The 26,406-nt window shown below is 37.0% G+C and carries 16 protein-coding genes; 11 read left to right on the top strand and 5 right to left on the bottom strand.

Annotated features, from left to right (window positions below; all coding sequences use genetic code 11):
• Window positions 1–32 precede the first annotated feature (32 nt).
• Window positions 33–992: a helix-turn-helix transcriptional regulator gene (locus ACHRWY_RS12755; protein ID WP_395355066.1), complete on the bottom strand. Its 960-nt coding sequence runs from the start codon at window positions 990–992 to the stop codon at window positions 33–35.
• 299 nt (window positions 993–1,291) lie between these two features.
• Between ACHRWY_RS12755 and ACHRWY_RS12750 the strand changes: the two genes are divergently transcribed.
• Window positions 1,292–1,693 (top strand): helix-turn-helix domain-containing protein, encoded by a 402-nt coding sequence (locus tag ACHRWY_RS12750; RefSeq protein WP_395355064.1) that lies wholly within the window; start codon window positions 1,292–1,294, stop codon window positions 1,691–1,693.
• Window positions 1,694–1,763: 70 nt separating this feature from the next.
• Here ACHRWY_RS12750 and ACHRWY_RS12745 read toward each other — a convergent pair whose 3' ends face one another.
• From ACHRWY_RS12745 to ACHRWY_RS12730, 4 genes are all read right to left on the bottom strand, one after another.
• Entirely contained in the window at window positions 1,764–2,378 is a 615-nt protein-coding gene (locus tag ACHRWY_RS12745) for an outer membrane beta-barrel protein (protein ID WP_395355062.1), read from the bottom strand.
• A gap of 270 nt (window positions 2,379–2,648) precedes the next feature.
• The gene (gene lepA / locus ACHRWY_RS12740) at window positions 2,649–4,445 is read right to left on the bottom strand and encodes a translation elongation factor 4 (RefSeq protein WP_395355060.1); all 1,797 of its coding nucleotides are present in this window, start codon (window positions 4,443–4,445) and stop codon (window positions 2,649–2,651) included.
• Between the two features lie 164 nt (window positions 4,446–4,609).
• A complete protein-coding gene (locus ACHRWY_RS12735; RefSeq protein ID WP_395355058.1) occupies window positions 4,610–5,341 on the bottom strand; it encodes an NrtR DNA-binding winged helix domain-containing protein in 732 nt (243 codons plus the stop codon).
• Between the two features lie 17 nt (window positions 5,342–5,358).
• Window positions 5,359–6,075 carry an NUDIX hydrolase gene (locus ACHRWY_RS12730; RefSeq protein ID WP_395355056.1) on the bottom strand — a complete coding sequence of 239 codons (717 nt, stop codon included), beginning with the start codon at window positions 6,073–6,075 and terminating at the stop codon, window positions 5,359–5,361.
• 390 nt (window positions 6,076–6,465) lie between these two features.
• Between ACHRWY_RS12730 and ACHRWY_RS12725 the strand changes: the two genes are divergently transcribed.
• The 10 genes from ACHRWY_RS12725 (at window position 6,466) to ACHRWY_RS12680 (ending at window position 26,389) form a co-directional block, all read left to right on the top strand.
• On the top strand, window positions 6,466–7,959 hold the full coding sequence (locus ACHRWY_RS12725) for a xylulokinase (protein WP_395355054.1): 1,494 nt from the start codon (window positions 6,466–6,468) through the stop codon (window positions 7,957–7,959).
• A 2-nt stretch (window positions 7,960–7,961) separates the two neighbouring features.
• Entirely contained in the window at window positions 7,962–9,281 is a 1,320-nt protein-coding gene (gene xylA, locus ACHRWY_RS12720) for a xylose isomerase (protein ID WP_395355052.1), read from the top strand.
• Between the two features lie 48 nt (window positions 9,282–9,329).
• On the top strand, window positions 9,330–12,440 hold the full coding sequence (locus tag ACHRWY_RS12715; protein WP_395355051.1) for a SusC/RagA family TonB-linked outer membrane protein: 3,111 nt from the start codon (window positions 9,330–9,332) through the stop codon (window positions 12,438–12,440).
• Between the two features lie 12 nt (window positions 12,441–12,452).
• Entirely contained in the window at window positions 12,453–14,030 is a 1,578-nt protein-coding gene (locus tag ACHRWY_RS12710; protein ID WP_395355050.1) for a RagB/SusD family nutrient uptake outer membrane protein, read from the top strand.
• Between the two features lie 20 nt (window positions 14,031–14,050).
• Complete coding sequence (locus ACHRWY_RS12705; RefSeq protein ID WP_395355048.1) at window positions 14,051–14,911, top strand: hypothetical protein; 861 nt, start codon at window positions 14,051–14,053, stop codon at window positions 14,909–14,911.
• Between the two features lie 94 nt (window positions 14,912–15,005).
• Window positions 15,006–17,495 carry a glycoside hydrolase family 2 TIM barrel-domain containing protein gene (locus ACHRWY_RS12700; RefSeq protein WP_395355046.1) on the top strand — a complete coding sequence of 830 codons (2,490 nt, stop codon included), beginning with the start codon at window positions 15,006–15,008 and terminating at the stop codon, window positions 17,493–17,495.
• A 128-nt stretch (window positions 17,496–17,623) separates the two neighbouring features.
• A complete protein-coding gene (locus ACHRWY_RS12695) occupies window positions 17,624–20,023 on the top strand; it encodes an alpha-xylosidase (protein ID WP_395355045.1) in 2,400 nt (799 codons plus the stop codon).
• A 460-nt stretch (window positions 20,024–20,483) separates the two neighbouring features.
• Window positions 20,484–22,490: a glycoside hydrolase family 97 protein gene (locus tag ACHRWY_RS12690; RefSeq protein ID WP_395355043.1), complete on the top strand. Its 2,007-nt coding sequence runs from the start codon at window positions 20,484–20,486 to the stop codon at window positions 22,488–22,490.
• A 156-nt stretch (window positions 22,491–22,646) separates the two neighbouring features.
• Entirely contained in the window at window positions 22,647–24,803 is a 2,157-nt protein-coding gene (locus tag ACHRWY_RS12685) for a glycoside hydrolase family 3 C-terminal domain-containing protein (RefSeq protein ID WP_395355041.1), read from the top strand.
• Window positions 24,804–24,808: 5 nt separating this feature from the next.
• Window positions 24,809–26,389, top strand: coding sequence for a glycoside hydrolase (locus tag ACHRWY_RS12680; RefSeq protein WP_395355039.1), 1,581 nt, complete (start codon window positions 24,809–24,811; stop codon window positions 26,387–26,389).
• Window positions 26,390–26,406 lie beyond the last annotated feature (17 nt).

The following is a 26,406-nucleotide window of genomic DNA, read 5'->3' as shown; positions in this document are numbered from 1 at the left end:
TGAAATTAAAATTCACTTTAAGGAGTTTTTTTTTATGACAGTCTTTTTAGGTAACTTTCAAGTAATTCCAGTGTTCTGGCCTTCAGTTTTTCAGGTTCCAGAATTGTGGCGTAATCGCCAAACATCAGGAACCAGCGCGGAAAACCTTCCTGAATATCACGGGACATAAAAGTCATTTCTACCTGGTCATCGATTTCTTTTTCAGAAACATAACCGTGATATTTTTGTTCGTAACGAAGATAGTTGACGATTTTTTTGGAGACTAAAATCCGGACTTTTGTTGTGGGAATTGTTTCGTTTTTTTTCAAATAAGTTTCCAGAGAATCATGTTCAATGGTAAAATCACATTCTGTTTTTTGAATTCCCTGAATTCTGTCGGTTCTAAATTGTCGGTAATCTTGTCGCAAATGACAGTAGCCCAGAAAATACCAGTTGTTATGATCATGAAAAACGCCAACAGGTTCAATATTCCTGCTGCTTGGTTCTTCTGCCTCAAGGGTTTTGTATAAAAGTAAAATTTGTTTTTTTTCTGCAATACTTTCAAACAAAATAGCCAAAGTATTAGGCGAACTGTCATGAAATAAGCGTTCATGATTTTGCATTAAAATTTTAGATTCAATATTCGAAACCCAGTCCTTATCAGAACTTTTTAAAACCGATTTCAATTTGTACATGGCCGAGGCATAGTGGGCCCCAAGAGCCGGATCAGTAAATTTTTGCATCAGTTTTTCGGCAGCGATAAAACTGCTTACTTCTTCGCGTGTAAACATGACAGGAGGCAAACGATAACCATCCATTAAAGCATAACCAACCCCGGCTTCACTGTAAATAGGAACTCCCGAAGCTTCAAGAGTTCGAATATCCCGATAAATAGTTCTTAAGCTAACTTCAAAACGGTTTGCCAATTCCTGAGCTTTCACAATTTTTTTAGATTGTAACTGAATTAGGATAGCGACAATTCGGTCGAATCGTTTTGGGGTTTCGTCAAGCATTTTTTTCTTTTAAAGGTACAATGGTTCAAAGATACAAAGGTTGAGAGTTTCAGGAATTAGAAAAGCTGTTACAAATTGGGACAGATTAATTTGTTCTGTGCACAAGATAACTTATAGCTCTAAAAGGGTAGTTTGTAATTTTGTTTTTTAACAAATAATTGTCTGAAAAATTGTACTTTTGTTCAGGGCACAAGTGGGCTAAATCACTTGGTAAAAACCATTTTGTACATATCTTACCGTAGACATGATGTATGATACAGAAGTCTTATTTTTTATTCATAATTATTTATCTTTAAGCTATGAGTATAGTAACAAAACCAAATCATATAGGGCGAAATCATATAGGGCGAAAAATTAGCCGTATTCGTGAACTAAGAGACATGAAACAGGAAGCTCTGGCACAAGCATTAGGGACAAACCAACAAGTCATATCTGCAATGGAAAATAGTGAGAGTGTTGAGGACGAAAAATTAATTGAAGTGGCAAAAGCCCTTGGTGTAACTGTTGAAGCTATTAAAAATTTTTCTGAAGAAGCTGTGCTGAACATTATTGGCAATACGTATCACGATAATGGTATTGTTAATGCCGGAACCAATTATAATTTTTATCCTCTTGATAAAGTGATCGAACTCTATGAGAGATTAGTACAGGTTGAAAAAGAAAAAAACGAATATTTAGAAAAATTACTAAAATCGAAATAAGGTTTTAGATTTGAAATAAAAAAGCTGTCTCATTGAGACAGCTTTTCTTATTATCGATATTTATATAAATCTAGAATCTGTATAAAAGCCCAAATTGTGGCTGATCGAAAATGTTTTCAAATAAATTAATATTCAAATTAAAAGTATCTGATGAAGGACCATTTTCAGGAGCAACGCTGTTGTATGCCAATACATTAGCTAATGTAAAGGTTACTGCAATGTTTTTGGTTACAAAATAATTCAGGCCAACAGTAATATCTGCTGTTACACTATTGCTGTCATCTGTATTTACCGGAGTTTCGATTTTATTGCGTCCGTAACCTAAACCGGCTTCAGCAAAAGCTTTAAAACGTTTTTTGTCTAATTCTAAAAAATAGTAACGCGCAAAAGCACCAATTCCGAATACATTGGTTTTTATGTCCGTTGCTTCTTCTTTATTGCTAGAGTAATTTAGTTTTGCTCCAACCGCAAATTTGTCATTTAACAAATACCCAAATTTTGGACTAAAGCCATAAAAATCATTATCACCGCCCGTGCTAATTTTAATAGAACCTTCGAGAAACATATCACCGTTTTGAAAAGTAATACCTTTCGCAGAGTTCATTTCAGAGTCTACCTCACCTTGTTGCGCATTGGCAAATGAAAAAGTTAACATCGATAAAATAATAAAAAATTTAGTTTTCATAATAATTGCTTTTAAATGTTGTAAGATTAAAGTTATGTTTTAATCATAAAACTTCCGGCAATTGTAATCAAATGGATCAAAAATGAAGTTATTGAGTTAATAATCCTACTTTTTTATAAGTATTTACGTGTTTATTTTAGCGGATTAATTAGTGGGTATTTGTGGGATTAAAAGATTTTTCAGAGGTATAATGGGTGATTTATTTAAACAAAAAACCCGATAACGTAAGTCATCGGGTTAAGTCTATATTCTATTTTCTAGATAAAAAACTTAGTCATTCAGTTTCAAAACAGCCATAAACGCTTCCTGAGGAATCTCAACGTTTCCTACTTGTCTCATACGTTTTTTTCCTTTTTTCTGTTTTTCAAGCAATTTACGTTTACGCGAAATATCTCCACCGTAACATTTTGCGGTAACGTCTTTACGGAGGGCTTTAATCGTTTCACGGGCAATAATTTTAGCCCCAATTGCAGCCTGAATCGGAATGTCGAATTGTTGTCTTGGGATTAGTTCTCGTAATTTCTCGGTCATTTTTTTACCGATGTTATATGCATTGTCTTCGTGAATCAGGGCTGAAAGTGCGTCAACCGTTTGCGCATTCAAAAGAACATCCAGTTTTACTAATTTCGAAGTTCTCATTCCAATAGGCGAGTAATCAAAAGAAGCATATCCTTTAGAAACTGTTTTTAAACGATCGTAAAAATCGAATACAATTTCGGCAAGAGGCATATCAAAAGTCAATTCAACACGTTCAGTTGTTAAATACGTTTGGTTGGTAATTAAACCACGTTTTTCGATACACAAACTCATTACGTTTCCAACAAAGTCAGCTTTTGTAATAATTGTTGCTTTAATATAAGGTTCTTCAACCCGGTCTAAACGGGATGGTTCAGGTAAATCTGAAGGATTGTTTACTACGAATGCAGTTTCAGGATCTTTTTTGGTATAAGCCAAATACGAAACGTTAGGTACGGTAGTAATTACAGTCATATCGAACTCACGCTCTAAACGTTCCTGGATAATTTCCATGTGAAGCATTCCTAAGAATCCGCAACGGAAACCAAATCCTAAAGCAGCAGAACTTTCTGGAGTAAAAACTAAAGAAGCATCATTCAGTTGCAATTTCTCCATAGAAGAACGCAGATCTTCATAATCTTCCGTATCTACAGGGTAAATTCCGGCAAAAACCATTGGTTTTACATCCTCAAAACCTGTAATCATATTGGTTGTTGGCGTTTTGGCATCAGTCAGGGTATCTCCAACTTTTACCTCTTTGGCTTCTTTAATTCCGGAGATTAAATAACCAACATCACCTGCGGAAATTACATTTTTAGGAACCTGATTTAATTTTAAAGTTCCAATTTCGTCAGCAAAATATTCATTGCCGGTAGCCATGAATTTAATCTTTTGCCCTTTTTTGATTTCACCGTTTACCACTCTAAAGATAACCTCGATTCCACGAAACGGATTGTATACCGAGTCAAAGATCAAAGCCTGTAATGGCTCGTCAACATTTCCTGATGGCGGCGGGATTTTTTCAATAATGGCAGCTAAGATATTCTCAACACCAAAACCTGTTTTTCCTGACGCATGAATAATATCTTCTAATTTACATCCTAATAAATCAATAATATCATCACTAACTTCTTCAGGATTAGCACTTGGTAAATCGACTTTATTCAAAACCGGAATAATTTCAAGATCATTCTCCAGTGCTAAATATAAGTTAGAAATCGTTTGTGCCTGAATACTTTGCGCAGCATCAACAATCAAAAGTGCGCCTTCGCAGGCAGCAATAGATCGGGAAACTTCGTATGAAAAGTCAACGTGACCAGGAGTGTCAATCAAATTTAAAATATATTCCTCGCCTTTGTAAGTGTATTCCATTTGAATGGCGTGACTCTTAATGGTAATTCCACGCTCACGCTCCAGGTCCATGTTGTCAAGCAATTGAGCTTTTTCTTCACGAGCTGTAACGGTTTGTGTAGCGCCCAATAAGCGGTCTGCCAGTGTACTTTTACCGTGGTCAATGTGTGCAATAATGCAAAAGTTACGTATCTTTTTCATTTTAATATATCAATTCTCTTAGCGAGTTTTAAGTAATTTCCGGGTATCAATTTGCGCTGTAGCAATTGCCTTAGAGCATGTTATTAAGGCGCAAAGATAGCGCAAAGTTTTGGATTCTGGAATGTTGAACGGCGATAGTTAGAATCTTGAATTTAAAACGGCTTCTAAAACTCAAAATTAAAGCCTTTTTCAGTCAGTTTTTTGTAAATTTCAGGATCAAATTTGTACAATTTGGCGGCACGATGCGAAACATCTTGTTGTTTTTCATCCAGCGGAACGAGCAACTTCATGTGAAGGATTTTTCTGCGAAAGTTGGATTTGTCCAATTCAACGCCTAATATTTCTTCATAAAGATGCATTAATTGCAAAAGAGCAAATTTTTCAGGTAAAAGATTAAACCCAATAGGAGCCTGACGAACCTGATTGCGTAGTTTCATCAAACTAAAATCCAGAATTTCATTGTGGTCAAAAATAAGATTCGGTATATCATTAATTTTAAACCACTTGGCTTCTTTTACAGTAATACTTGCCTTGATATTGTAATCTTCGCGATTGACCAATGTATAATAACCAATAGTTACCACACGTCTTTCCAGTACACGATTAGGATTTGTAAAAGCTTTTAGTTGTTCCAGGTATATGTTATCCAGACTGGTAAGTTCGTATACAATTCGGTGAGCGGCATCATCGGCACTTTCTTCTTTTTTCATATACCCGCCCAGAAGTCCCCATTTTCCAATGCTTTCCCCTTCGGCATGTTGTACCAGCAATACTTCAAGGCTCGCTTTGTTAAAACTGAAAATGGCGCAATCGATCGTGATTCCGTCTATTGCAGGCTGATGAAAGTCTGTAGTTGAATTCGTTTCAGATGTCTCTTTTGAAGGTAGGAATGCCATGCTTTTATAAGCGAATATTAAAATTCAAAATTAAATCCTTTTTCAGTAAGTTTAGTATAAATTTCAGGATCAAACTGGTATAATTTTGCAGCTCTGTGCGAGACATCTTGTTGTTTTTCATCTAAGGCAACCAATAATTTCATGTGCAGGATTTTGCGTCTGAAATTAGATTTATCCATTTCAACTCCCAAAATTTCTTCATATAAATGCATCAGCTGCAATAGCGTAAATTTCTCAGGTAAAAGGTTAAACCCAATCGGAGCCTGACGTACCCTGTTGCGAAGATGTTGCATACTATAGGATAAAATCTCATTGTGATCGTAAATCAAATCCGGAATACTGTCAATTTTATACCATTTGGCATCAGAGGCCGTAAAACCGGCTTTAATATTATAATCCTCTCTTTTTACCAAAGCATAATAGCCTATAGTAATCACACGCCGAAGCGGAAAACGGTCCGGATCTCCAAATGCTTTCAATTGTTCCAGATAAATATTGTCAAGACCCGTAAGTTCATTCAATAAACGATGTGCAGCATCATCCGTGCTTTCTTTTTTATAAATCCAGCCTCCCGGAAGTCCCCATTTTCCTTTACTGATTCCTTCTCCGTGTTGTACCAGAAGTACCTCTAAACTTCCTTTATCAAAACCAAATATGACACAGTCAATCGTGATCGCGTTCATTGCGGTTGGCTCGCTTTTTAAAGCTGAATCGTCGGATACATTTTTAACCATATACTATTTAAATTTTGACAAATTAAATAAATTAAATGAATAGTTGTCGTACTATAAGCTTTATATTTTTCTTAACAGATCAAATTTCTGACAATCAAGGATTTGAAATTTGATTAAAAAGGGTATTAAAAAATAATTATTCTTAAATGTCTGACTGTCAAATCGATAATTCGTTATTTTTTTGATATTTTTTTCTTCAATTTAAGGACTTATTTTGTTGTATTCATAAAAATTCAGTTGTAATAATCAGAATTGAAAAAAATTAACCCTAATATTTTGTTAATATAGAAAAAATGTTTTACACTTGTAGTCAAAATAACCATAAGATAAGTTCAGTTTGACTATAAGTTTTAAATGGACAAATCCTGGACTAACTTAAAATACCACCAAATGTTTTTTTTAGGAATTGATTTAGGAAGCTCTTCGATTAAATTATCAGTTTTCGATCCTGAGAACGGAACAACAATTGGTGCTGTTAGTGTTCCTGATTTTGAAATGCCAATTGTGGCCCCAAAATTTGGCTGGGCAGAACAAGATCCTGAATCCTGGTGGTCATATGTAAAAGACGGAATCAAACAATTGGGCACAAAATCTACTATTGATTTAAAGAAAATTGCCGGAATTGGTATTGCCTATCAAATGCACGGTTTGGTCTTAACCGATGAAAATTTAAATCCCGTTCGTTCTTCGATTATCTGGTGTGACAGTCGTGCCGCTGGTATTGGAGATGAAATTTATAATAAAATGGGTGCTGAAAATTGTCAAAATCAAATTTTAGGAAGTCCGGGAAATTTTACCGCTTCAAAACTAAAATGGGTCAAAGACAATCAGCCCGAAGTATTTGCAAAAGCAAAATACATAATGCTTCCGGGCGATTTTATAGCAGCGAAATTATCAAAAGTAGCCCAAATTAGTACTTCAGGATTATCAGAAGCCGCTTTGTGGAATTTCTCAGAAGGAAAACTGGCAACTGAAATCCTTTCTCAAATGGGATTGTCAGCAGATATTGTTCCTGAGATTGTTTCGAATTTTGGTATCCAGGCGATAATTCACTCTGATATTGCCCAGGAATTAGGATTAAATCCTGAGGCAAAAATAACGTACAGAGCCGGAGATCAGCCCAACAACGCCTTGTCATTAAATGTCTTAAAACCGGGAGAAATTGCAACAACAGCCGGAACTTCGGCAGTTGTATACGCCGTAAGCGACCAGGATGCTTACGACAAACAAAACAGAATCAATACTTTTTTACATGTTAATTATACCCAAACCGAAAAACGCAACGGAGTAATGTTATGCATAAACGGTTCGGGAATTTTATACCAATGGTTACGTAAAATTATGTCGGTTGACAGAGCTGAATTAATTGCTTACGAAAAACTAAATGCCGAAGCTGCAAAAGTTGACGCAGGAAGCAACGGACTTCGTTTTTATCCTTTCGGAAATGGTGTTGAACGTATTTTCAACAACAAAAATGCTACTTCGGGAATTCAGAATTTAAATTTCAACATACATCAGCCATCACATTTGGTACGCGCTGCCTGCGAAGGAATCGTGTTTGCAATGAATTATGGTTTTGATGTGATGAAAGAAGTGGGAGCTTCAGGAACGGTGGTGAGAGCAGGAAATTCAAACCTGTTTTTAAGTCCGGTTTTTAGAGAAATCTTTACCAATACAACACAAACCACTTTAGAATTATACAATACTTCAGGGGCCGAAGGTGCCGCAAGAGGAGCAGCTTACGGTTACGGATTTTACAATTCGCTTGAAGAAGCTTTTCAGGGACTACAATGTTTAGACCGAATTGAACCCAACAAAATCCTGACCACCCAGTATCAGGATTTATATCAGGAATGGAAAAATCAAATTAAAATAGAACAATAATAATGAGTACAACTAATCAATATTTTAAAAACATAGACACGATTAAATTCGAAGGAAGAGAAAGTGACAACCCATTAGCGTTTAAATGGTATGATGAAAATCGTGTCGTTGCCGGAAAAACGCTAAAAGAACATTTACGTTTTTCAATGGCCTACTGGCATACACTATGTAACACAGGAGGAGATCCCTTTGGAGCTTCTACTGAAACATTTGCATGGGATAAAAATGAAAATGTGATTTTAAGAGCCAAAGACAAAATGGATGCGGCTTTTGAATTCATGACCAAATTAGGACTGCCATACTATTGTTTTCATGATGTAGATGTGGTAGATGATGCTCCAACTTTGGCAGAATTTGAAACCCGTATTCAGACTATGGTCGAATATGCCAGACAAAAACAACAGGAATCAGGAATTAAATTGTTGTGGGGAACTTCAAATTTATTCAGCAATCCGCGTTACATGAACGGTGCAGCCACAAACCCAAACTTTGATGTTTTGGCGTATGCCGGAGCTCAGGCAAAAATTGCCATTGATGCAACGATAGCCCTTGGTGGTGAAAATTATGTTTTCTGGGGAGGACGCGAAGGGTACATGAGTTTGTTGAACACAGACATGAAAAGAGAACTGGACCATTTAGGCCGATTCTTAAATACGTGTAAAGATTATGCCCGTAAAGAAGGTTTTAAAGGAAACTTCCTTATTGAACCAAAACCAATGGAACCAACCAAACACCAATACGATTATGATGCTGCGACTTCATTAGGTTTCATTAATAAATACGGGCTTCAGAATGATTTCAAATTAAACCTTGAAGTAAACCACGCAACGCTTGCCGGGCATTCTTTCGAGCATGAATTGCAGGTAGCTGTTGATGCCGGAATGTTAGGAAGCATTGATGCCAACCGTGGAGATTACCAAAACGGCTGGGATACAGATCAGTTCCCAATCAATCTTCAGGAAGTGACCCAGGCGATGCTGGTTATCCTTGAAGGCGGTGGAATTCAGGGTGGTGGTGTAAACTTTGATGCCAAAGTGAGAAGAAATTCAATCGATTTAGAAGATAAATTCATTGCACATATTGCAGGAATGGATGTTTTTGCAAGAGGGTTAATCTGTGCCGATCACATACTACAAAATACAGATTACAGAAAATTACGCACGCAGCGTTACAGTTCATTTGACGGCGGAAACGGAGCGAAGTTCGAAAACGGGGAATTATCTCTTGAAGATCTTAGCAAAATCGCCCGTGCAAGTGGAGAACCTCAACCACTAAGTGGAAGACAGGAATTATTCGAGCAGATTATTTCGAATGCATATTAAAATTAAATGATAAGGTAACTAACTAAATTTAACCAATTCTTAATTATTATGAAAAGCAAATATTGTATAAAAACAACAATGCTTCCGTTTTGTATGGCGCTGCTGCTGAGCATCTTTACAACACAAACTGGTTTCGCTCAGGATGCCAAATTTGTAAGCGGAAATGTAACATCGGCAGATGACAATATGGGAGTTCCGGGTGCTACTGTTTTGGTTCAGGGAACAAAAATAAGTACTGCAACAGATTTTGACGGACTATATAAAATAGAAGCTAAAACCGGCGATGTACTGGTATTTAGTTTTATGGGATATAAAACACAAACCATTACTGTTGGAACTCAAAGAAAAATTAATGTTACGCTTAAGGCTGAAACTGCTGAACTTAAAGAAATTGTAGTGATCGGTTACGGTACACAAAAGAAAAAGGTAAATACAGCAGCAACTTCATTAGTATCCGGAAAAGATATTCAAAATGTTGCCAGTCTTGATGTAGTAAATGCTTTGCAGGGTCAGGCTTCAGGGGTAAATGTTACTTCGGCTTCAGGACAACCGGGTGCCGGAATGGTAGTAAACATTCGTGGAGTTGGAACCGCAGGAAACAGTACACCTCTTTACGTTGTAGACGGTGTAGTAGTGGATAACGGAATTGGCTATCTGGATCCTTCTGCAATAGAAAGAATCGACGTTCTTAAAGACGCTTCTGCAGGATCAATTTATGGGGCAAGAGCCGCAAACGGGGTTATTTTGGTAACAACAAAAAAAGGAAAAGAAGGCAAAATAAATGTAGCTTTTAATACCTACACAGGTTTTCAACAAGTAGCTAAAAAACTGGATTTATTAAACACTCAGGAATATACAACTATTATGAATGAAGCTCGTGTAAATTCTGGTTTAACACCTTTATACACGCCAGCACAAATCGCAGCTTTTCCAAATCATGATTGGCAGAAAGATTTATTTAATAATGGTGCAATGAAACAAAATCACTCCCTTACAATTAGTGGTGGTGATAAAAAATCTACCATTTCTACCGGATTATCTTATTACGGACAAGAAGGTTTAATTGGAGGAGTAACAAATCAATCAGATTACAATCGTGTTACTTTCAACGTAAACTCAACTTCAGAAGTAATTGAAAATCACTTGAAAATTGGAGAAAATTTCTCTTTCGCCAACATTAAAAGTTCAGGAGTTGCAGATCAGGGAATTTACAGCAATGGTATCAGAAGCTTTTTAAACGCAGCTCCAATCGATGCAGCTTACGATGCAAATGGCGATTTTGCTCATTCTGTTATTTCTGCAGATATCAGTAATCCATTAGGCTCATTGTACTACAATAACTTCAATGAAACTAAATCGAACCGTTACGTAGGGAATATTTTTGCAGAATTAAAATTCTTAAAAAACTTTACGTACAGGACAAGTTTCGGTGTTGATATGACGGATAGTAATTACCGTTCCTTCAGACCGGTTTATTCTCTTTCTTCAAACGACAACAATACGGTTTCAAGTGTGACACAAAATGCTACTAAATCATTAGGATGGATTTTTGAAAACACCATTCAGTACAAAGCTACAGTAGCCGGAGTACATAATTTTGATGTATTAGCAGGTACTTCTGCTAAAAAGAATACGTCAGATTTTATGGAAGGAACAGGCAGAAACTTAACTTTTGATGATTTTGCACATGCTTACCTAAGCAATGCTACAGATCAAACATCAAATACAGTAAAAGGAAACCGCGCAGATTATGCGATTCAATCGTATTTCGGACGTTTGTTGTACGATTACAATAACAAATATTTATTTACAGCAACCATCAGAAGAGACGGTTCGTCAAACTTTGCAGATTCAAACAGATACGGAAATTTTCCATCAGTTTCTGCAGGTTGGAATGTGGATAAAGAAGGTTTCTTCCCTGAAAATAAAGTAGTAAACAATTTGAAACTGAGAGCAAGCTGGGGACAAAATGGTAACGACCAGATTCCTGCTTTCTCTTATATGTCTACTATTAGTACATACAATAAAAACTATCATTTTGGAACTACTGATGAAACGTTACAAACAGGTGCGAGCCCGGATCAGCTTTCAAACAGAAACCTGAAATGGGAAACATCAGAACAATTAGATTTTGGTTTTGATGCTACCTTGTTCACTAATTTTACAGTAACGTTTGATTATTACGACAAGAAAACAAAAGACTGGCTGGTTCTGGCTTCTATCCCAACTTATGCAGGTGCAACAGCTCCTTATATTAACGGTGGAGATATTCAAAACAAAGGTGTTGAGCTTTCACTTGCTTACCGTACTAATTTTGGAAAAGACTGGAGTTTTTCTGTAAACGGAAATATTTCGCACAATGAAAATGAAGTTCTAAGAGTTGCAAACAGCGAAGGAATTATTCACGGAGAAACAAACTTATTGTTTCAGGGAACAGATGAGATGAACCGTGTTGAAGTAGGACAGCCAATAGGTTATTTCTACGGATTAAAAACGGCTGGAATTTTCCAGAATGCTGCTGAAGTTGCGGCAGGTGTACAACCTAATGCAGTACCGGGAGATGTACGTTTTGTAGATTTAAATGGTGACGGAAAAATTGATGCTGATGATAAAACTAAAATTGGAAATCCAAATCCTGATTTTACTTACGGTTTAAATTTTGACCTTTCATATAAAGCATTCGACTTATCAGTTTATACGTATGGAGTTGCAGGAAGTCAAAACGTTTTTGGAATTCACGATCCAACTCGTGCGTACACAAATTATACAACAGATGTGTTAAACAGATGGACTACAGAAGGAAGTTCTGACAGGGTTCCAAGAGTAACTTACGGAGCAGATGCGAACGGAAATTACACGAAATTCTCTGATTTGTATGTTCAAAATGCAGATTTCTACAGAATTAAAAGTGCAACTATCGGATGCGACTTGACAAAATTATCAAACAAGTTAAACTTCTTTAGTAAATTTAGAATATATGTTGCTGCTAATAACTTATTCACGTTTACAAAATATCAGGGAATGGATCCTGAAATTGGATTTGGAAATACTAACAGAGATAGTAATGGTAACTTAACGCAGCCATGGGCAAAAGGCATTGACGTAGGTTATTATCCACAGCCAAGAACATACATGATGGGTCTTAATGTTAACTTTTAAATGATGAAAACGATGAAAACATATATAAAATTATTTGCTGTTTCAAGCTTGTTCGTTTTAGGAGCTTGTTCGACTGATTTTTTAGACACAGAACCTTCTACAACTAAGGTTGAAGAAAATTTTTATAAAACCCCAAATGATGCTTATCAGGGACTAATTGCAATTTATGATGTATTACAACGTGAAGCTTACGGCGGACCCTTATTGATTAGCGAGCAGGCATCTGATGATTGCTTTGGAGGATATGGCGTTGCCGATGCACAGGCAGATATCGAATGGGACCGTTTTTTATACGTGACCAATAAAGATATGAATGCAGATGTTTGGAAAAATTCTTATTTAGGAATTTACAGAGCCAATATTTTATTAGAAAACCTAAGTAAAATAAACTGGGGAACAGATACAGCACTAAAAACAAGATACGAAGCAGAAGCTCGTTTTTTAAGAGCGCACTTCCATTTTCAGGCCGCTAAAATGTTTGGAGACATTGTTCCTTTAGATCATACTATTAAATCAACTGAGTTTCAATTGCCAAGACAAGGTGCTGAGGTAACGTATGCTTTAATCGCTAACGATTTGAAATTTGCTGCAGATAATTTGAATAATGATAATTACTCCCAAAAAGGAAATGCAAATTACGGACGTATTACAAAATGGGCTGCCGAAGCTTATTTGGCCAGAACCTTTTTGTTTTACACCGATTATTACAAAAAAGCTGATTTGGCCGGTGTAGTGACTAAAGCACAAGCTACAACCTATATTAATGATGTTGTGAGTAACAGCGGACATGGTTTGGTTACTGATTTTGCCAATCTTTGGTTAGCAGCTTCATTTGAAAATTTTGCAGGAGAAGACAATACCGAAATGGTTTGGGCTGTTCGTTTTAACGGTTCAGGAAAAGGAAACTGGGCGTTAAATGAAGGAAACCGTTTTCAGGTAAATATTGCACCTCGTGGAGGATCAATAGGAAGATATGCAACAGGTTGGGGCGGAGCAACTGTAAACCCAAAATTGTACAATGCGTATGAAACAGGAGATACACGCAGAGATGCTACAATTATTAATTATGCAGGTGAAGGTTTAAATTTTAATGCCGAAGCCAGAGAACAACGTCAATACACAGGTTATTCATGGAAAAAATATTGTCCGATCACCGATGCAGCAGGAACAGCAGTTGTAGAAGCAAACGGAGGAAATTTCCAAATTGATAATTACCAGGATTACGCTATTATTCGTTATGCCGATGTATTATTAATGGCAGCTGAGTTAAATTTAGGTACAAATGGTGCATTGGCTCAAGCCGATTTAGACAAAGTTCGTGACCGTGCTTTTAAAAGTACAACACATAGATTAACTGTTTCAAAAGCAGTTATTATGAATGAGCGTCGTTTAGAATTAGCGCTGGAAGGGCAACGTTATTTTGACTTAATCAGACAAGGTGTTGATGTTGCAAAAGCTGCAATAGACAATTCAGCAACTGATTCTCAATTTAATGTAACTTTTAGAACCGAAACTTTGGGGTGGTTACCATTACCACAATCTCAAATAGTTCTTTCAAACGGTACGATCACACAAAATCCAGGCTGGTAATTAACTAAAAACAAATCACTATGAAACGTATATTATATATCATAATAGCTGCACTAACCATCAGCTCAGGATTATTTTCCTGCGAGCCTGCAGAAGATCGCGATAGTTTGCCGGCAGTTACACTTACACCGGAAACCATTAAATTTTCGGTAACAAAAAGTGCGACCAATGCAAACGAAGTAACGTTAAAAAACGAAGATCCAACTGTAATTCCGTATTGGAAATATGTTGACGCAACAGGTAACGAACTGGGACATTCTAACAAAAGCGATGATCAGGTTACCTTTCCTTTTGCCGGTAAATATACCATTTACTACACCGCTTATACAAGAGGAGGTTCTGTAGAGGCAGCACCGGTAGTTGTAGATATTGCAAAAAATGACGAAACCTATTTCAGGGATCCAAAATGGGCAATGCTTACCAATGGAGTAGCCGGAAAAACATGGGTGTTAGATTTTGTAGACCCGGTTGGCTGGGCCGGATTAGATTTTCCATATAATCCAAAAGGTTCTGATTACTGGAACTGGTTTCCGGATTACGCCAGTAATTCCTGGGTAATGCCAAACAAAAATTGGGGTGAAATGCATTTTGACCTAAACGGTGGTTACAATACAAAAGTAACACAAACTGCTATTGCCAATGAAACACAAACCAACAAAACGGGAACATACTCGTTTGATATCGCCAACAATAAACTGGCTTTTAACGGAGGGGTAGAAATGCTTTACGGAGGAGATTATTACGGTGATGTAAGCAATTGGTACAGTGTAAAAGTAGTGGAACTTACTGCAACATCATTGCGATTAGGTGTAATTAGAGATAAAAGTAGAACTGGAGAAGGAATTTGTCTGATCGTTTTTCATTACAAGCTAAAGCCATAATGACTAAAAAAGTATAAAACAACCGGTAGGGGATTGAAACAGTCGCCTATCGGTATGTTTATATTTGTTTACATAAAAACTAAAATCTCTCGAAATGAAGCATAAAAGACAAAACTTAAATACAGCATTGGCCTCAGTAATGCTCATTGGAATTATCTTATTGGGGGCTTGTACTAAAAAAGAAGATGCTTTTGCTAACCGAAAAGTCTCTTTTAATTCAGATTGGAGTTTTCATTTAAATGATAGCATACAGGACAAAGATACTATTGGCGCTTCAACCAAATGGAGAACGTTAAGCGTTCCTCACGATTGGAGTATCGAAGGAAAATTTGACGAAAAAAGCCCTGCCGGATATGGAGGAGGAGCCCTTAACGGAGGTTTAGGCTGGTATAAAAAAACATTTAAAGTTGCTGCAGAAGACAGTACAAAAATAACATCAATTACTTTTGACGGCGTTTACAAAAACAGCGAAGTTTGGGTAAACGGACATTATTTAGGAAAACGCCCAAACGGATATATTGGTTTTCAATATGAAATATCTTCCTATTTAAATTATGGAGACAAAAACAACGAAATAATTGTTAAGGTTGACAATTCAAAACAACCCAATTCACGTTGGTATTCAGGATCAGGAATTTTTAGAAATGTCTGGATCGAAACCACAGATAAATTGCACGTTGCACAATGGGGAACTTACGTGACAACACCAAAAGTTACTGCCGAAAAAGCTTCACTGCATTTTGAAACGATAATTCAGAATCAGAACTCAGCTTCAAAAAAAGCAAACGTAACGACAACTATTTTTAAAGAAGATACCAAAGTAACATCGGTTACCCAAAATATAACAATTGCCGCAAACACGAATCAAACCATCAAACAAGAGACTCAGGTTGAAACCCCAATTTTATGGTCGGTTGAAAAACCGGAATTGTACACAGCGGTTACCGAAATTTCTGTTGATGATCAAATTGTAGATCAGTACAAAACCAATTTCGGGATCAGAGATTTTAAATTTGATGTCAATAAAGGTTTTATTTTAAACGGAAAACAAGTTAAGATCAAAGGAGTTTGCATGCACCATGATTTAGGCGCTTTGGGTTCTGCAATCAACACGCGCGCCATCGAACGTCAGTTAGAGATCCTGAAAGAAATGGGCGTAAACGGAATCAGAACTTCTCATAATCCTCCCGCTCCGGAACTTTTGGATTTATGTGATAAAATGGGTTTCATTGTCATGGATGAAGCTTTTGACATGTGGAAACAAAACAAAACCAAATATGATTATGCAAATGATTGGGACAAATGGCACGAAAAAGATTTAGTAGATCAATTGCGTCGTGACCGTAATCACCCAAGTATCTTTATATGGAGTATTGGAAATGAAATTCCGGAACAATGGAATGAAACGGGTGTTGAAATCGCAAAAGAATTGGCTGGAATTGTACGTCTGATCGATAAAACACGACCGCTTACAGCAGCGATGAATCCGCCGGTAAACATGAATATTGATGCCGTAACGTTACAGTTCGAAAAAAAGAATGTTCAGTTTAATGCCATTGCAAAATCAGGTGTTTTAGATCTTATTGGCTATAATTATGCGCATCAAACGTATGAATATCACCAAAAGAATTTTCCCGGAGTTCCTTTTATAGCAACAGAAACCACTTCAGGTTTACAAACCCGTGGTTATTATGATGCCGTTTCGGATACTATAAAAAAATGGCCGGTACGTTGGGACCTTAAATTTACAGGAGGAAATCCGGGCAATACTGTTTCAGCTTACGATCAGGTTCAGGCACCTTGGGGTTCTACACACGAAGCAACCTGGAAAGTGATTAAAAAATATGATTTCCTTTCCGGAATGTACATCTGGACAGGTTTCGATTATATCGGAGAACCAACTCCGTACGAATGGCCATCCATCAGTTCGTATTTCGGAATTGTAGATTTAGCCGGTTTTCCAAAAGATGTGTATTATATGTACCAAAGCGAATGGACAGACAAAACCGTTCTGCACATTTTCCCGCATTGGAACTGGAAAGCAGGACAAACTGTAGACGTTTGGGCCTATTACAACAAAGCCGATGAGGTTGAACTTTTCCTTAACGGAAAATCAGTTGGAGTTCGCAGCAAAAAAGGAGATGATTTACACGTGATGTGGCGAATACCTTTTCAAGCCGGAACTTTAAAAGCAGTTTCCCGTAAAAACGGAAAAACAGTTCTGGAAACCGAAATCAAAACAGCCGGAGATCCATCAAACTTAAAACTAACAGCAGACAGAAGCACTATCAAAGCCGACGGGAATGATTTGTCGTTTGTAACCGTAGATATTCTCGATGCAAAAGGGACTTTAGCTCCAAATGCGAATAATGAAATCAATTTCTCCTTAAAAGGAAATGGAAAAATCGTAGGCGTTTGCAGTGGAGATCCGGTAAGTCACGAATCATACAAAGGTTCGAAACACACCGCTCTTAACGGAAAATGTTTAGTCATTGTTCAGTCTGATATTAAAACAGGAAGACTGGAATTAACCGCTAAAGCAAATGGATTAAAACCCGCCACAATTGTAATTACGGCAGAATAATAAGTTACGTTCCTAACAGGTTTCCAAAACCTGTTAGGTATGGGTAGATTTTTATTAAAATATTAAATAAAATACCTAACAGGTTTTGGAAACCTGTTAGGATAACTAACATCTAGAATTAGTAACCAATGAAAAACTCAAAACTAACCGCATTGTTTTCGATCTTCCTGTTTGGATTTCTTGTAACGCCAAAAGCGTCTGCACAAATCCAAAATGCAGATGTGCTTAATGCTCCAATAGATATCAGCAAGGATTTTCAGAATTACCTGAACACCTTTTATTTCGCTGATGAATTGACCGCTTTTGATCCTGCAACAGGAAAAGGAACGATTAAATACCTGAGATACAATTATAAAACACGTCAGGCCTTCAACAACATGATGATGAAACCTGATACTGTTGCAGCAAACGAATTTCCAACTACAGAATATGAAGCTTCGCCATTATTGCCGTTTGAAATTCAGTTTGTTTCAGACAGAACTATCAGAATCAAAACGACTTCAGGGCCACAATTTCATCCTCAAAAAGAATCCTTAATGCTGGTTAATGGCGTTGCGCCAAATCACCCTGAATTATGGAAATATTCTAAAATCGAAGGCGGTCATAGTTATACCAGTAAGCATGGAAGAGTAGAGATTTTGACAAAACCGTGGCACGTAAAAATTTACGATGAAACCGGAAAATTACTAACAAGTACACTTCACGATTCTGATTTTAAAAATACCTATACACCAACACTTCCGTTCTCGTATGTGCGCAGAAACAGCGATTATTCCAGAAGCATGGGTGCTGCATTTAGCTTAGAGCCGGACGAAAAAATATTTGGTTGTGGAGAATCTTTTACCCAATTCAACAAACGCGGACAAAAAGTAGTGCTTTGGACAGATGATGCCAATGGAATCCAAAACGAAACCATGTACAAGCCCGTTCCGTTTTATATGAGCAGCCGCGGTTATGGCGTTTTCATGCACCATTCAACACCTATTACCGTTGACTTTGGAAGATATTATTCAAGTGCCAACGAAATGTATATTGGCGATGATGAAGCCGATTTGTTTTTCTTTATAGGAGAACCAAAAGACGTTTTAGACCAATACACAGATTTAACCGGAAAAGCGGCCATGCCACCACTTTGGTCATTTGGTTTCTGGATGAGTAGAATCACGTATTTCTCTGAAAAAGAAGGACGTCAGGTAGCTAAAGATTTACGCAAATATAAAATTCCAACAGATGTTATCCACTTTGATACCGGTTGGTTCGATGTAGACTGGAGAAACAATTATGAGTTTTCTAAAGACCGCTTCCCGGATGCTCAAAAAATGATGTCAGATCTAAAAGACGATGGTTTTCATGTGTGTTTATGGCAATTGCCGTATTTTTCCCCGAAGAATACCTTGTTCAACGAAATCATGGACAAGAATTTAGCCGTAAGAGATCGCAAAGGAAATCTTCCGTATGAGGATGCTGTATTGGATTTCTCAAATCCGGAAACGGTAACCTGGTATCAGGCAAAACTGAAACATTTATTTGATCAGGGCGTTTCGGTTTTCAAAGTTGATTTTGGAGAAGCGGCACCACCGGACGGGATTTATCATTCAGGAAGAACAGGTTTCTACGAACACAATTTATATCCGTTACGATACAATAAGGCTGTAGCCGAAATTACCCAGAAAGAAAAAGGTTATACTTTAATCTGGGCAAGAAGTACCTGGGCAGGATCTCAGCGTTACCCGCTACATTGGGGCGGAGATGCCGAAACTACAAACGGCGCAATGTCGGCAGAATTACGTGGCGGACTTTCATTAGGATTAAGCGGATTTAGTTTTTGGAGCCATGACGTGGGAGGATTTGCCACAAAATCACCGGAGAATTTATACAGAAGATGGGCGCCTTTCGGGATGTTTACTTCTCACGTAAGAAGCCACGGAGAACCTCCGCGCGAACCGTGGTTGTACAGCAAAGATTTCCTGGAAGGATTTAGAAAAGCCGATAATATGCGTTACGAATTAATGCCATACATCTACGCCCAGGCAAAAGAAAGTTCGCAAAAAGGATTACCAATGATGCGTGCCTTATTTGTAGAATATCCAAATGATCCGGGAGCATGGTTAGTTGATAACGAATATTTATTTGGATCAAGCATGTTGGTTGCTCCACTTTTTGAAGAAGTTACAGAAAGAGATGTTTATCTTCCGGAAGGAACATGGATTGATTACCAAACCAAAAAAGTGTACCAATCAGGCTGGCATAAAATAAAAGCCGGAGAAGTGCCAATCGTAGTTTTAGTAAAAGACGGAACCGCATTGCCTCACATCGCGTTGGCACAATCTACAAAGGATATGGATTGGAGTAAATTAACTTTGAAAGTATATGCAAGCGACAAAACAACTTCGGCGACAGCCAAAGTATTTTTACCGGACGGCGATACAGTACAAGAAATAAAAGTAACCAAAAACGGAAACAATTTTGACGTAACTTCAAACCCACTAAACGGAAAAACAACTCTAAAAACAGAGTGGATAAAATAAATCATTTGCTTTTATACCATAGCGATTTAATATCGGTAGATAAAACAGAAAACCGATTTCAATGTCCCGTCAGGGACGACATGTTCTTATCAGGTATATTCCCTAACGGGAAAAATGACTATGATGCTTGATATTGCTACCGATATTAAATCCCTACGGGATAAAAAATGATAAAAAAATTAAAAATTGGTTAATCTGTCAGATTTGCTTGAAAAAAAATAAACACATAGAAACATAGGATTTTGCAAACTTTAAATAAGTAAACAAAAAAGCACACTTTCACACATAGCTATGTGTGTTAATACAAGTGAAACGCCTGTTATAAGATTACAAAATACTATGTCTCTATGTGTTAGAAAATATTTCCAATTAGAATAAAAATAAGTTTTTGTTGAGTTTCTAAATCGGGTGAAAGCACAAGCAACACCCGATTTATTAAAAATGAATTAAGAAAAATATCATGAAAAATTACCTGCTTCTTCCCGCTTTAATCCTTTCAGTTTCGATTGGATACAGTCAGAAAAATAAAAATGCTTACGAACTGGCCTCGCCAAACGGGCAAAACAAAATCAAATTTGAGTTAGTAAAAAACGCTCCCAAATATGCCGTTTCACACGGAAAAACCGAAGTGATTACACCATCAGATTTAGGATTTTTACTAAAAGGAAATGAAGATTTCAGTTCCAATTTCGAAATCAAAAATGTAAAAAACTCAACCTTTGATGAAACCTGGGAACAAGTTTGGGGAGAAAAGAAAAATATCAGAAATCATTACAATCAATTAGTAGTAGAGTTACAGCAAAAAAGCGGTAACAAACGTAAACTTGAAATTCAGTTTCGTGCTTTCGATGACGGAGTTGCTTTTAGATATGTATATCCAAAACAAAATGTAAAAGACAGTATTTTCATTATGGATGAAAAAACGACTTTTAACTTAAAAGAAGATGGAAAAGCATGGTGGATTCCGGCCAACAGAGAAAACCGTGACGAATATTTATTTGAAGAAGCACCGGTTAGTAAACTGGATACCGTTTTGACCCCATTAACAATCGAAAGCAAAAGCGGATTGGCATTAAGTTTTCACGAAGCCAACCTGATTGATTTTGCGAGTATGACTTTGGTAAACAATGTTGGAACTCAATTAAAATCGGATCTTGTGCCTTGGTCAGACGGCGTGAAAGTGCGTGTAAAAGATACCTTTACCTCTTCATGGAGAACGATTCAGATTGGAGAAAAACCAACAGATTTAATTACATCATATTTGATTCTAAACCTTAACGAACCAAATAAACTAAAAAATACAGACAGTTATTTTAAACCCTACAAATATTTAGGAATCTGGTGGGGAATGCACATTGGGAAATATACTTTCTGGGAAAGTGATAAACAAGGAGCAACCACAAAACACGCCGAAGAATATATTGATTTTACGGCAAAAGAAGGATTTCATCATTTACTGATCGAAGGATGGAACAAAGGATGGACACCGGGTTGGTATGAAAATCGTATGCACATGTTCAGTTTTACGAAAAATGCAGACAATTTCGACCTGGAAAAAGTAGTAGAATATGCAAAGAAAAAAGATATCGAATTAATTGGATATCATGAAACAGGTTCAAACCTGATTAATTATTTACAACAAGTTGATGAAGGTTTTGCCTTATATAAAAAACTTGGAATTCATACCGTAAAAATTGGTCATGTAGGTTCTAAATTAAACATGAAAGAAATGCACTTCGGGCAATTTGGAGTAAACTATTTCAGATACATTTTAGAAAAAGCAGCACAATATGATTTAGCCGTTTTATACCACGAATCAATCAAAGATACCGGAGAACGCAGAACTTTCCCTAACATGGTTTCGAGAGAAGCAGCACGCGGACAGGAATACAATGCCTGGAGCGAAGGAAATCCGCCAAATCATTTAAGTATCATTCCGTTTACAAGATTACTTTCAGGACCAATGGACTTTACACCCGGAATTTTTGATGTTGAGGTAAAACAAGGTTATCCCGGAAAAAGAATTCAGGGAACAGTGGGGCAGCAATTGGCCATTTATGTAACAACATATTCTCCAATTCAAATGTTGGCCGATCTTCCTGAAAATTACGAAGGAAAACCAGCATTACAATTCCTGAAAGATGTACCAACAGACTGGGAAGATACAAAAGTATTAAACGGAGAAATTGGTCAATACATTACAACCGTTCGTAAAGACAGAAACAGCGCCGATTGGTTTTTAGGAAGTATCACAAATGAAAACCCAAGAGATCTTGAAATTTCATTGTCATTCCTAGATAAAAATGCCACATACGAAGCACAAATTTATGCTGATGCCGCAGGAACAGATCAAAAACACAATCCGGAAGCAGTAGCAATTTCAAAGAAAACCGTTAAAGCTTCAGACTCGCTAAAATTACATTTAGGCGGAGCAGGAGGAACAGCAATTAGATTCAAAAAACTATAATTTAAGAGATATCCTAACAGGTTTTAAAAACCTGTTAGGTATTATTATTACAGGGTATTATTACTATAAAGATTAGTTTCAAAAAATATAATTTATAAAAATTTCAAACCCGACACCTTTTAAAGTTGTCGGGTTTAATAACCACAATTTTTTTAAATGAAAAACCTCTTTCTACATATTATTTTTCTTTTGTCGGTCAATTTGGTGTTATCACAGCAAAAGCAATATCCTTTTCAGAATCCTCAATTAGATACTGAAAAGCGTATTGATAATTTGTTATCGCTGATGACGCTTGATGAAAAAGTTCAGGCTTTAAGCACGAATCCGTCGGTAAAAAGATTGGGAGTTGTGGGTACAGGACATGTAGAAGGATTACACGGTTTAGCACTTGGCGGACCGGGAGAATGGGGCGGAAAAAACAAACAACCCGTAACAACCACCACTTTTCCTCAGGCTTATGGTTTGGGAGAAACCTGGGATGTTGATTTGTTACAAAAAGTCGCGAATGTTGAAGGTTACGAAACACGTTATGCATTTCAAAGATACCATCGTGGCGGCTTAGTCGTTCGTGCGCCAAATGCTGATATCGCAAGAGATCCGCGTTGGGGACGTACCGAAGAAAGTTATGGCGAAGATGCTTTTTTTAACGGAACCATGACCGTTGCTTTTGTAAAAGGATTGCAGGGAAATAATTCCAAATATTGGCAAACAGCTTCGTTAATGAAACATTTTCTGGCGAATAGCAACGAAGATGGCAGAACCTATACGTCATCTGATTTTGATGAAAGACTTTGGCGTGAATATTATGCGTTGCCTTTTCAAATGGGCGTTGTCGAAGGAGGTTCGCGCGCTTATATGGCGGCGTACAACAAAGTCAACGGAATTCCGGCAATGGTACATCCGATGCTGAAAAATATTACCCAAAAAGAATGGGGACAAAACGGAATTATTTGTACCGATGGAGGTGCATTCAAATTATTACTTTCAGATCATAAATATTACGCAGACAAATATCTTGGCGCTGCCGCAGCCATAAAAGCAGGAATTAATCAGTTTCTGGATGAATTTACAGAAGGCGTTTACGGAGCACTTTCGCACGGATATTTAAAAGAAAAAGATATCGATGCCGTTATTCGCGGTGATTACAGGGTGATGATTCAATTGGGAATGTTAGACGTTTCAGATGAAAATCCATACGCAAAAATCGGAACAGAAAAAGATACAATCGATCCCTGGAAAACCGAAGTACATAAAAAAATCGCTCTCGAAGCCACACAAAAATCGATCGTTTTGCTTAAAAATGATTCGGGATTATTGCCTTTACAAAAAGACAAATTAAAAACAATTGCCGTAATCGGACTTCATGCAGATGAAGTGTTGTTGGATTGGTACAGCGGAACTCCGCCTTATACCATTTCTCCTTTACAGGGAATTAAAAATAAACTGGGCAGCAATGTTGAAATTCTTTACGCTAAAAATAACATTGATGGCAAAGCAGTCTCAATTGCTAAAAAAGCAGATGTTGTGATTGTAATCGCAGGGAATCACCCGGTTTGTAACGCAGGTTGGGCAGATTGTCCCGTTCCTAGTGAAGGAAAAGAAGCTGTCGATCGTCAATCCTTGACATTGGAGCAGGAAGATTTAATAAAACTCGTGTATCAGGCGAATCCTAAAACGATTGTCGCTTTGATCAGCAGTTTTCCGTATGCGATAAACTGGACACAAGATCACGTTCCGGCCATTGTACACATGACGCAAAACAGTCAGGAAACCGGAACCGCTTTGGCCGATGTTTTATTTGGAGATTATAATCCTGCGGGCCGTTTGACACAAACTTGGGTAAGAGATATTACCGATTTGCCTGAATTATTAGATTACAATATCCGAAATGGCAGAACCTATATGTATTTCAAAGGAAAACCTTTATATGCTTTTGGCTACGGATTGAGTTATACGACTTTCAAATACAATGCTGTTGAAACCAATTCAGAAAACAGTACTAAAAATGGAGAAATAAAAGTAACCGTTTCTGTTACCAATACAGGAAATAAAGATGGAGACGAAGTAATTCAATTGTATGTAAAACAATTAAATTCAAAAGTAGAACGTCCGGAAAAAGAATTAAAAGCATTTCAGCGGGTTTTCTTTAAAGCCGGAGAAACCAAAAATGTTTCCCTGACTTTAAAAGCGAAAGATTTAGAATATTGGAACACAGCCAAACAGCAATTTGAATTAGAAAATAATTCCATTGAAATTCAGATCGGAAGTACTTCGGATAACATTCATCAAACTAAAAAAATAACAGTTAAATAATTCTAATGAAAAGAAATTTAATACTACTGTCTGCTTTATTTTGTCTCATCAATATTAATTTGTTTGGACAAAATGCGACTGCTGAAAACCGAATCATAAAAGTCGATTACAATAAAACTTCAGGGGCATTAAACACCATGTTTAAAGAATGTATCGGCGCCGGAAGAGCAAATGAAGGTTTGCGTGCCGACTGGCAACAACAATTAGCGATGACCAAAAAAGAATGCGATTTCAAATACATCAGAATGCACGGTTTATTGTCTGATGATATGGCAGTTTACAGCGAAGATTCAAAAGGAAATCCCCAATACAATTACCAATACATTGATGCTTTATATGATTTTTTATTGAGTATAAAAATGAAACCTTTTGTAGAATTGGGTTTTATGCCGTCAGCGTTAGCGAGCGGAAATCAAACCATTTTCTGGTGGAAAGGAAATGTTACGCCTCCAAAAGATTATAAAAAATGGGAAGATTTAATTCGAAATTTAACCCAACATTTTACGGAACGTTACGGAGCTGAAGAAGTAAAAACCTGGTATTTTGAAGTTTGGAATGAACCTAATTTATCTCCGGGTTTCTGGACAGGAACTCAAGCCGAATATTTCAAATTGTATGAGACCACAGCACGTGGTATAAAAAGCGTAAATCCGGTTTACAAAGTGGGCGGTCCGGCAACAGCAGGAGCAGCATGGGTTCCGGAAACAATAGATTTTTGTGCGAAGAATAATGTTCCGTTAGATTTTATTTCCACACATACGTATGGTGTAAAACAAGGATTTCTGGACGAATTTGGGACTACGGGAACTGTTTTAAGTAAAGACGAATCAAGTATCAGCGGCGATGTTATAACCTCACGTAATCAAATTTCAAATTCGGCTAAGCCAAAATTAGAATTGCATTATACAGAATGGAGTTCTTCGTATACTCCCGCAGATCCTGTTCACGACAGTTATCATTCGGCAGCTTATATTTTGCAAAAGCTAAAACAAGTGGGCAATGCGGCAAACTCGATGTCGTATTGGGTTTTTACCGATATTTTTGAAGAAGCAGGACCAAGATTTACGCCATTTCACGGAGGTTTTGGATTGTTGAATACACAAGGAATCAAAAAACCGGCTTATTTCTCGTATTCCTTTTTGAATAAATTAGGCGAAACAGAACTTCAAAACAAAGACACTTCTTCATGGGCAACTAAAAATGCAAAAGGAGATGTTCAGTTGTTGTTTTGGGATTTTACCAATACACATCCGGGAGATTCCATGAATAATCAAACGTATTACATAAAAGATTTGCCATCTCAGTCAAAAGGAATTGTAAAAATTGAAGTAGCAGGTTTGCAGAAAGGGAAATATAATTTAGAAATTTACAAAGTTGGATATAAAGTCAATGATGCTTACGCCAATTACTTAGCTTTGGGGAAACCAAGTCAGCTAACCCGCGAACAAGTAAAAAACATAAAAGATAAAAACAACGGCGCTTTGATTGCATCAGAAAAAGTAACAATTGATTCAAAAGGAACTTTTAGCAAAGACTATAAAATAAATGAAAATGATGTTGTTTTATTCAATTTTGTAAAATTATAATACTTTAAAAACGAACT

The organism is Flavobacterium sp. FlaQc-48, from assembly GCF_044007335.1.
Classification (GTDB): Bacteria; Bacteroidota; Bacteroidia; order Flavobacteriales; family Flavobacteriaceae; genus Flavobacterium.
The sequence above is the reverse complement of the archived record's forward strand: the minus strand, read 5'-3'. Positions and strand labels throughout refer to the sequence as shown.

Excerpts from the sequence above, each read along its gene's own strand:
- ACHRWY_RS12755 (WP_395355066.1), bottom strand. The coding sequence starts at position 992 with ATGCTTGACGAAACCCCAAAACGATTCGACCGAATTGTCGCTATCCTA.
- ACHRWY_RS12750 (WP_395355064.1), top strand. The coding sequence starts at position 1,292 with ATGAGTATAGTAACAAAACCAAATCATATAGGGCGAAATCATATAGGG.
- ACHRWY_RS12745 (WP_395355062.1), bottom strand. The coding sequence starts at position 2,378 with ATGAAAACTAAATTTTTTATTATTTTATCGATGTTAACTTTTTCATTT.
- lepA (WP_395355060.1), bottom strand. The coding sequence starts at position 4,445 with ATGAAAAAGATACGTAACTTTTGCATTATTGCACACATTGACCACGGT.
- ACHRWY_RS12735 (WP_395355058.1), bottom strand. The coding sequence starts at position 5,341 with ATGGCATTCCTACCTTCAAAAGAGACATCTGAAACGAATTCAACTACA.
- ACHRWY_RS12730 (WP_395355056.1), bottom strand. The coding sequence starts at position 6,075 with ATGGTTAAAAATGTATCCGACGATTCAGCTTTAAAAAGCGAGCCAACC.
- ACHRWY_RS12725 (WP_395355054.1), top strand. The coding sequence starts at position 6,466 with ATGTTTTTTTTAGGAATTGATTTAGGAAGCTCTTCGATTAAATTATCA.
- xylA (WP_395355052.1), top strand. The coding sequence starts at position 7,962 with ATGAGTACAACTAATCAATATTTTAAAAACATAGACACGATTAAATTC.
- ACHRWY_RS12715 (WP_395355051.1), top strand. The coding sequence starts at position 9,330 with ATGAAAAGCAAATATTGTATAAAAACAACAATGCTTCCGTTTTGTATG.
- ACHRWY_RS12710 (WP_395355050.1), top strand. The coding sequence starts at position 12,453 with ATGAAAACATATATAAAATTATTTGCTGTTTCAAGCTTGTTCGTTTTA.
- ACHRWY_RS12705 (WP_395355048.1), top strand. The coding sequence starts at position 14,051 with ATGAAACGTATATTATATATCATAATAGCTGCACTAACCATCAGCTCA.
- ACHRWY_RS12700 (WP_395355046.1), top strand. The coding sequence starts at position 15,006 with ATGAAGCATAAAAGACAAAACTTAAATACAGCATTGGCCTCAGTAATG.
- ACHRWY_RS12695 (WP_395355045.1), top strand. The coding sequence starts at position 17,624 with ATGAAAAACTCAAAACTAACCGCATTGTTTTCGATCTTCCTGTTTGGA.
- ACHRWY_RS12690 (WP_395355043.1), top strand. The coding sequence starts at position 20,484 with ATGAAAAATTACCTGCTTCTTCCCGCTTTAATCCTTTCAGTTTCGATT.
- ACHRWY_RS12685 (WP_395355041.1), top strand. The coding sequence starts at position 22,647 with ATGAAAAACCTCTTTCTACATATTATTTTTCTTTTGTCGGTCAATTTG.
- ACHRWY_RS12680 (WP_395355039.1), top strand. The coding sequence starts at position 24,809 with ATGAAAAGAAATTTAATACTACTGTCTGCTTTATTTTGTCTCATCAAT.